Origin of the sequence: Chrysanthemum yellows phytoplasma, assembly GCF_000803325.1 — a bacterium.
Lineage (GTDB): Bacteria > Bacillota_I > Bacilli_A > Acholeplasmatales > Acholeplasmataceae > Phytoplasma > Phytoplasma asteris.
Map to the genome: position 1 here is coordinate 1 of NZ_JSWH01000009.1, position 8,585 is coordinate 8,585.

The window sequence follows — 8,585 nt, forward strand, 5'->3', positions numbered from 1 at the left end:
CATAGTATTTAATACTATTACAATTATAAAAAACAAAATAAGAGATAATTGTATAATTAAAATAAATAATAGCAATTTTTTCAAGTTGGAATTATTTATAATTGCCATATTAGAAAAGAGTTTTTTTACAAAGTGAATAATTTAGAACAACCCAAGCATTTTTTATTGGCTAAGGTGTGCTTGTTGTTATTGGCATTATGGATTTTTATTGTATTATTAGGAAATATAATTACAGTTTGGGCAAATAATCCATTAAAAGAAAATTTAGCTAATGGAGTTATAGAAAAAAGAAAATATTTAGAAGAAAGCACGCAAGATAATAAATTAGTTGATTGGCAAAATCCTGATACTTATGATGCAATTTATGATACCAACGGAAATCAAATAGCACAAAGACATTACAAATTAGAAAGTGCGCAAGATAATAAAGTAGTTGATTGGACGCATTATAATGTTTGGGATGCTACTTATGATAAAAATGGTAGACAAACATCTAAAAGATATTTTTTAGCTCAAAGCACCGAAAATAATAAATTAGTTGATTGGCAAAATCCTGATACTTGGGATGCTACTTATGATAAAAATGGTAGACAAACATCTAAAAGATATTTTTTAGCTCAAAGCACCGAAAATAATAAATTAGTTGATTACAAACATCATGATACTTGGGATAAAACCTATGATAAAAATGGTAATCAATTATTAGAAAGGCATTATTTGCAAGGAAGTACTGAAAAAGATAAATTAGTGGATTGGAAAAATAATGATACTTGGGATGCTACTTATGATGCAAACCAAAAGCAAACTTCTAAAAGACATTATTTAGAAACAAGTACCGAAAATAATAAAGTAGTTGATTGGCAACATTATGATACTTGGGATGCTACTTATGATAAAAATGGTAGACAAACATCCCAAAGACATTATTTAGAAACAAGTACCGAAAATAATAAAGTAGTTGATTGGCAACATCGTTATACTTGGGGTAAAAGTAGTAATGTAGAACCAATATTGCCTATTACAAATGTTTTAGTGGATAAAAATACTCAAAAAAATAAAGTTTATTTGCCCCACACCAATAATAAATTAGCTGATGTGGGTGATTTAAAATCTCAAACTTATGACACACACATTTACAATATAAAAATATTTGCCTATATATTATTTATTTTGTTGTTGGCTGTTTTTATTATTGCAATTTATCTTTATATAAAAAAAATTGAAAAAAATAATTAATTGAATACCAAATTAGTTTTAATTGTTTCATTTATAAAGGAAAAACCAACTTAAAAGTTGGTTTTTTGAATATTAATTGATTAATATTTGGGGTTAGAACAAATTATATTAAAGTTTTTATTTTTTGGGGCAATTGGTCTAAACGTAATTTATTTTTGAATTTATGATGGAAATATATGATAAAAATAGCTAAAAAAATGAAAAAACTTAAGATAAATAGCCAATAATCTTTTTGGCTGGGAAAAGCAATAATGTCGTTCCAATAAGTATTGATGGTTTTTTGGGTGGTTTGGTCGTATTTGTAAACTTCATCGTTACCTTTGATTTCTATTTGGCGAATTCCTGGAAAAGTTTCTAATCCAACATAAGGAGAATTATATTTAGTAAAAGCTAAATTGTTTTTGTAATTTTCTTTTTGTCTTAAAAAATTGATGAACTTATAAGCTAGGGTTTTTTTGCTTCCTTTAGGCATTACCAAAGCATCAACCCAAACGTTGGTTCCTTCTGTAGGTGAAAAATAATCTAGATTATTATTTTGTTCTTTTAAAAAATTAGCATCTCCTGAATAAGCAATAACTATATCATAGTATTCGTTATTTTTATTTTTCATGCGGTCCATTAATTGGTCGTTTATAAAAGCTAAGTTAGGTTTTTGTTGTTTTAGTTCTAAGAGCCATTTTTTGGCTTCATTTAATTCATATGGGGAAGGGTTTGCAATTTTTCCTTCAGTAGCTTTTAGACCTACCATTAAACCGTCGCGAGCGTTATTGCATAAAGCTACTTTTAAATTGGTGTCTTTTAAATATTTAAAACCTTTATTTTGATCTTTGAGTTCATTAATTTGATCTTGAGTTATTTTGTTTTTATTATAAAGAATAACTACTTTGCCCCAAAAATAAGGAACGGCGTAATTGTTAAATTCAGAAGGGAGTTTGTCTTGGAGGTCTTTGTTTAATTCATAATAATGTTTATCATCTTTTATTAATTCACCATCATCTATTGTTTCTAACATTTTGCTTTGTCTTAATTGATCAATTGCATATTCACTTAAAATAGCTAGATCATATTGGTTTTTACTTTTAATTTTGGTAACTGCAAGTTCGTTAGAAGAAAAAAGAACTTGTTTAACTTTGATGTGAGTTTCTTTTTCAAACTTTTCAATAATGCTAGGTTCTAAGTATTCGCCCCAATTAAATAATGTTAATGTTTGTTCTTCTTGGTGTTGGGGAAGTATATTTTTGTTTTTAAGATTAAGAATAATAAGAATAACAAAAGTTGTTGTTAAAATGAAAAGCAATGTTGTTGCTACAGTTTTAATTGTCTTTTTCATTTGGTATTAAATTCGTTTTCATTGGTGTTTGTCTTTGCGCTTGTTTTTGTGTTAGTGGTTGTGGTTTTGTTTGTAGTTATTGTTGTAGCTCCATTTATACTTTCATTTTCATTGTTATTTGCCTCTGCTTCTATTTTGGCATTTTTCCTTTGGTTTTGTTTTTGGTTGTTGTATTTGATGAAATTAAGGATAATTTTAGAACTAGCAATAATAATTAAAATAGTAGATAAAGCATTTACAGTTGGGTTAATAGTTCCTTTGAGGCTGTAGATATAAGCAGAAATATTTTGGCATTCAGAACCACCTACAAAATAAGAAATCATAAAGTCATCAAAAGAAAGACTAAAAGCAAGAGTGGCTCCTAAAAGCATAGCTCCTTTAAGTTGAGGTAGTATTACTTTGGTTAAAGCTTTGAGTGGGGTTGCTCCTAAATCATAGGCTGCTTCTAAAGAATGAGGGTCAAGATTTATTACTTTAGGATAGACAGTAATAACTACAAAAGGAGTGCAAAAAGATATGTGGGCTAAAAGCATTTTCCAAAAACCAGATTCCAAACCCATAAAACCAAAGACAACAAATAATGCTAAAGCAGTAATAATTTCAGGAATAACAATAGAAAAATTACTTACATTAAGAACAATGTTGCGCCATTTTTTGTTAAGACTTTGAGCAAGACTAATAGCTGCAAAAGTACCTAAAAAAGTAGAAATTAAAGTAGTTAGGCAAGCAATGTATAAAGTTATTTTGATAGCAGTTTTAACTGTTTGGTCAGTCCAAAGTTTAGAATACCATTCAAAACTAAAACCTTGCCAATTAACTAAAGATGCAATTCTGCCTTCGCTTTTGTTAAAAGAAAAAATAATTAAAGATAAAATAGGAATATAAATAAAACTTAACACTAAAATGATATATAAGGTGTTAGTAATGGTTTTTTTGGGTTTTTTTGGGATTTTGGTAGAAGCAGTTTGGGGGGGGGTTGCCCCAGATAATTTAATTGACATCTTTGCTTTCTCCTAAACTTAATTTTTTAAACATTTGAAAAATCAAAAACATTGTTAAAGAAAGATGAATAGCAATTGCACAAGCTTGTTTGATTTCGCCACTTAATAAAGCTTTGTTTTCGATTAATTCAGCAATAGTAATTTGGGTAGTTGCTCCGAGATAACGTGGAGCTACAATATTAGTTGCTGTTTGTAAAAAGACAAGACAAATGCCTGCAAGTACTCCTGAAAGTGATAAGGGCCAAATAATTTTTTGCAATATTTGCCATTCGTTTGCTCCTAGATCTTTGGAGGCTTGAATAAGTTGGGGATTTATTTTGATAATTGCAGTGTAGATAGGCAAAAACATAAATGGCAAAAATAAATAAATAAGTCCTACAATCATAGCAAAATTAGTTTCTAAAAGATTGATATTAAAAGTTTTTTGTAATAAATGAAATATTTGGACTAATGCTTGGGTTTTGATAATCATATTAATCCACATAGTGCCATTGATGAGAATGACAAGAAAGCTTTGCCATTTCATTTTGAGGCGAGAAATCATATAGGCTAGAGGATAGACAATGATAAAGACACAAAAAGTAACAATAATAGAAATTGCAATTGATCTAGCAAGGACGTATAAAAATGATTGATTGGATAAAAATTCTTGATGGTGTTGTAAAGTAAAACGGGTTGCAAAAAATGCGTTTTGTTGGTTAGTATCTTGAAAAGAATCAAATAAAATAAAACCCATAGGTAAAATAATTAATCCTAATAAAATAATATAATAAGGCGAAATTAATAGTCTGTATAGTTTTTGATTGTCCTTCCAAGTATAGGTTTTTTTCATTACCAAATCTCCATTACATGAATATCTTCAGGATTAAAAGTAATATCTACTTGTTTGTTTAATTCAACATGGTCAGTAGTATGAATAGTGTAGGTTCTTTGGGCAGTTTTAACATCAATTTCCCAGTGAACGCCTTTAAAAATAATTGATTGTACTATACCCGTAATTAAGCCTTTTCCTTGGGAGACAATATCAATGTCTTCGGGACGAATAACAATATCTACATTTTCTTCTTTGCGAAAACCCTTATCTACACAATTAAAAGTTTGATTGTCAAAATGAACTAAAAAATCATCTTTCATCACTCCTTTAATTAAGTTGGATTCTCCTACAAATTGAGCTACAAAACGATTAGCAGGTTCGTTGTAAATATCTTCAGGACTTCCTATTTGTTGAATTTCGCCATGATTCATGACAACTACTTTATCGCTCATAGTAAATGCTTCTTCTTGGTCGTGAGTGACAAATAAAAAAGTAATTCCTGAGTTTTTTTGGATTTCTTTAAGTTCGTATTGCATTTCTTGTTTTAATTTTAAATCTAGATTAGATAAAGGCTCATCAAGTAATAAAACTTGGGGTTTGTTAATTAAAGCTCTTGCGATTGCTACTCGTTGTTGTTGTCCGCCTGATAATTGTTCAATGGTTCTTTTTTCAAGTCCTTGTAAACCCATAATTTTAAGGTATTTTAATACTTCTTTTTGGATTTGTTCTTCTTGCTCTTTCTTGTTTATTTTTTTGCATTTAAGAGCAGTTTGTTTTGTTTCAAAATCTTTGGTTAAAGTTTCAATTTGATTGTTAAAGTTATGTGTAATTTGGGTAGTTTTTTCTTGCGTTAAATCTTTGGTTAATTCTTGATGAAAAGTTTTTGATAAATTGGCTTTGTTAGTTTGATAATGAGTTTTATTAAGAGATAAATTAGCTTTAATCTTGGAGTTAAAATCTTTTAAACGTAAGCCAAAAGCTACATTTTCAAAGACATTTAAATGAGGGAATAAAGCGTATTTTTGAAAAACAGTATTAATTGGTCTTTTGTGAGCAGCTACATTTAAAATGCTTTTTTCTTGAAATAAAACCTCTCCGCTACTAGGGTTTTCAAAACCGCCTAAAATACGTAAAATAGTAGTTTTTCCACAACCTGAAGGACCTAATAAAGTGACAAATTCATTTTGTTTAATTTCTAAATTTATGCCTCTTAAAATTAATTGATTGTCAAATACTTTGGTTAAATCTTTTAAAATAATTAATGTTTTCATGGTTTGATACCTATCTTTTTTGGAGAAATAAAGTTAATAATTATAATTATAATCGCAATTGCAATTGTAATTTGTAATTAAGTTTATAATTTATAAGTTTAAGTTGTAAATTGTTGTTTAATTAGCAATTATCAAATATAAAAAAATAGTCGATAAACTAAATGTAATAATTTAGTCAATAAAATAATTATAAAGCAAAATAATCAATTTATAACAAAATAAAAAAGGAGTAATTAAAATTACAACAATAAACAATCAAAAAGGACCAAAATCTCTTAATATTTCAAATTTATTTATTGCTAATTTTAGCTTATCATAAAATTAATAAATTGCAATCATAAAAAGTGCTTTTTTTGCTGATATTGTTATAATATCTATAAATTTTGTTAAAATAAATGTGTTAAGAAAATTATAGTAAAATGATTTTTTGCAAATATTGATTCAAATAATTAAAAATTGTTGGATAAATGCTTATAAAGATTCTTATTATGTTTATTTTTTGGTATTTGTCAATTTGTTTATTTTCATTAAAATTTTATGTTGGAATTTTTTTATCATTTCAAATTAATTTACTAAAAAAATGCACTAAAAAAATGCACTAAAAAAATGCACTAAAAAAATGCACTAAAAAAATGCACTAAAAAAATAAACCCAATTAAACTAACTAATTAATATATAAAAATATAAAGGAAGGTATATTATGAAATGGGAACCGCAAAGATTTGAATATCCTGAACCAGATAATCAACCGCAAAATCCGCCAAATTATCCAATTCCGCCCAAAAAACCTAAAAATTATTTTGCAATTGCTACTAATGTAAGTACTATTATTGTAAATATTATGGTGATTTTCTTTCTGTTTGTTTTAATTAAAGCATCTGAAAATTTTTCTAAGACTATGGGAAAAGACACCCAAGAAGATACTATGTGGGCACAAGAAAAAGAATACAGACCCAAAGGCAATCTTAATATTGATAGCTTTTCTGGATATGATGAAGTCAAAGACGAGTTAAGAGAATATATTTCAGCAGTAAATGATGATGCAAATGAAATGAACCCTTTGCCTCGTAAAGATTTACCAAGAGGAGTTTTATTGTACGGTCCTCCAGGAACAGGAAAAACTTATTTAGCTAAATGTTTAGTGGGTTCTGTTAAAGGTAAAGCTCCTTTTTTTGTTACTACTGGCTCTGATTTTGTCGAAAAATATATAGGAGTTGGAGCAGCTCGTGTAAGAGGATTGTTTAAAGTAGCTCAAGAAACTGCCAAACAACGTGGACAGAGTTATTATTTTATCTTTATTGATGAAATTGATGCTATTGGAGCTGAAAGAAGCAAAGAAAAAAGCGCTCAAGAACATTCAGGTACTCTTAATGCTTTGTTAACTCAACTTGATGGAGTAGATTCAGATGAAAAAACTCCGCAAGCTATTGTTATTGGAGCAACTAATCGTAAAGATTTTTTAGATGATGCCTTAATTAGAGAAGGGCGTTTAGGGAAGCACATTTATTTAGGCACTCCAGATTTAAAAACAACCCAAGCCTTACTTATAGCTTTTATGAAACGCGAAAACATTGAAAAAACAAATTATCCTTCAGATGATGAATTAAAACAAGTGGCAAAAACTTTGCACGGATCTAAATTTACTCCTGCAGATATTAATTCTTTAGTGAAAGAAGCTAAAAAGATAGCCTCCAAAGATACTAATTCCCCAAACAAAATTACACCTTTGCATATCTATGATGCTATGGATTTAATTTTAATGGGTCCTGAATTAAAACAAAGTATCTCTAAAGCAGATAAAAAAAGAGTTATTAATCATGAATTAGGACATGCCATAGTAGCTCATGCTCTAGGGTTTGATGTGCATCGTGTAACTGCTAAACCAAGAGGACAATCAGGAGGATATACTATCTTTTTTTCTGCTAGTAATGAAGGCGAACAAGCCGATCAACTTTTAACTAAACAAGATTTATTAAAACAAATGATTACTGCTTTGGCAGGACATGCAGCTGAAGAAGTATTTGAAACTAGTGTTAGTGTTGGTTGTTTTGATGATTTGAAAAAGGTGCGTACTATTGCTACTAAAATGGTAAAAGAGTTTGGAATGTCATTAGGTTCGGAAAGTATGGATTTTAGTTTGGATAATGATACTCAAGCTAAAGAAATTAATGCAATTATTCAAGCTAGTTATAATGCAGCTAAAGAAATTATTGAAAAATATAAAGAAGATCCAAATGATAAAGATAACAAAACTCCTAATTTACAATGGAAACATTTAAGTGAAAAACTTGCTACACAAAATTTAGGAAAAGATGCTTTTGTTGCTGAAGAAAGTAAATATTTTTATACAACAACAATTTCAATTGATGAAGTTCAAGAAACACAATCAAATAAGAAAAAAGAATACAAAATAAAATTAGAAGATAAAAAATTTACTCAAAGACCTGAAGAAACTCCAACTCCACAACCAACTTCCCCTAGTGATAATAATCAATAATTACATTACAAAAAACAAATCTTTTATATACTTTTTTACAATTTAATACCCTAATAAACCCGTCTTAATTGATGGGTTTTTTTATTTTGTTTACTTTATATTTTTTATTTTTTTATATCCCTTAAAACTGCATAATTAATTAATTAATATTTGCAAAAAGACAAAAATCATTGTATAGTATCTAGTAATAAATACTTTGATGATTTGTAGAAATAACAATAATCATTTATTTTAAAAACAATTTCAAAAATATTTATCTTTTTTGATACATTTATCATAATTATGACAACAAAACCCCCAACAATCGCTTATATGATATTAAAAAGCTTTAGGGAGCAATAAATTGCGTAAAAACATTAAATTCAAAATCTTTTTATCAATGATTAATTATCGATTATACGGTCTTATAAATTAATTATTAGATAATTATATAAAT

At 27.9% G+C, this 8,585-nt stretch carries 6 protein-coding genes; 2 read left to right on the forward strand and 4 right to left on the reverse strand.

The window, feature by feature from the left end; genetic code table 11:
• The first annotated feature begins 132 nt into the window (after positions 1-132).
• Positions 133-1,236 carry a hypothetical protein gene (locus OL66_RS00095; RefSeq protein WP_034171975.1) on the forward strand — a complete coding sequence of 368 codons (1,104 nt, stop codon included), beginning with the start codon at positions 133-135 and terminating at the stop codon, positions 1,234-1,236.
• A gap of 103 nt (positions 1,237-1,339) precedes the next feature.
• Here the strand turns inward: OL66_RS00095 and OL66_RS00100 are convergent, their stop codons facing one another.
• The 4 genes from OL66_RS00100 to OL66_RS00115 are packed head-to-tail and all read right to left on the reverse strand — an operon-like array spanning position 1,340 to position 5,652.
• Positions 1,340-2,566, reverse strand: a complete 1,227-nt coding sequence (locus OL66_RS00100) for an ABC transporter substrate-binding protein (protein WP_034171976.1) — start codon at positions 2,564-2,566, stop codon at positions 1,340-1,342.
• Positions 2,563-3,567: an ABC transporter permease gene (locus tag OL66_RS00105; protein ID WP_052177917.1), complete on the reverse strand. Its 1,005-nt coding sequence runs from the start codon at positions 3,565-3,567 to the stop codon at positions 2,563-2,565. The genes OL66_RS00100 and OL66_RS00105 overlap by 4 nt, the downstream gene beginning before the upstream one ends.
• Positions 3,557-4,405, reverse strand: a complete 849-nt coding sequence (locus OL66_RS00110; protein ID WP_084066001.1) for an ABC transporter permease — start codon at positions 4,403-4,405, stop codon at positions 3,557-3,559. The genes OL66_RS00105 and OL66_RS00110 overlap by 11 nt, the downstream gene beginning before the upstream one ends.
• Positions 4,399-5,652, reverse strand: a complete 1,254-nt coding sequence (locus OL66_RS00115; protein ID WP_011161003.1) for an ABC transporter ATP-binding protein — start codon at positions 5,650-5,652, stop codon at positions 4,399-4,401. The genes OL66_RS00110 and OL66_RS00115 overlap by 7 nt, the downstream gene beginning before the upstream one ends.
• A 700-nt stretch (positions 5,653-6,352) precedes the next feature.
• On the opposite strand from OL66_RS00115, the gene OL66_RS00120 reads away from it, so the two are divergent.
• Complete coding sequence (locus OL66_RS00120; RefSeq protein ID WP_034171978.1) at positions 6,353-8,149, forward strand: AAA family ATPase; 1,797 nt, start codon at positions 6,353-6,355, stop codon at positions 8,147-8,149.
• Positions 8,150-8,585: the final 436 nt, after the last annotated feature.

Bases quoted from the DNA above. Each gene is read 5' to 3' on its own strand.
- OL66_RS00100 (WP_034171976.1), bottom strand. From the start codon at position 2,566: ATGAAAAAGACAATTAAAACTGTAGCAACAACATTGCTTTTCATTTTA.
- OL66_RS00105 (WP_052177917.1), bottom strand. From the start codon at position 3,567: ATGTCAATTAAATTATCTGGGGCAACCCCCCCCCAAACTGCTTCTACC.
- OL66_RS00115 (WP_011161003.1), bottom strand. From the start codon at position 5,652: ATGAAAACATTAATTATTTTAAAAGATTTAACCAAAGTATTTGACAAT.
- OL66_RS00120 (WP_034171978.1), top strand. From the start codon at position 6,353: ATGAAATGGGAACCGCAAAGATTTGAATATCCTGAACCAGATAATCAA.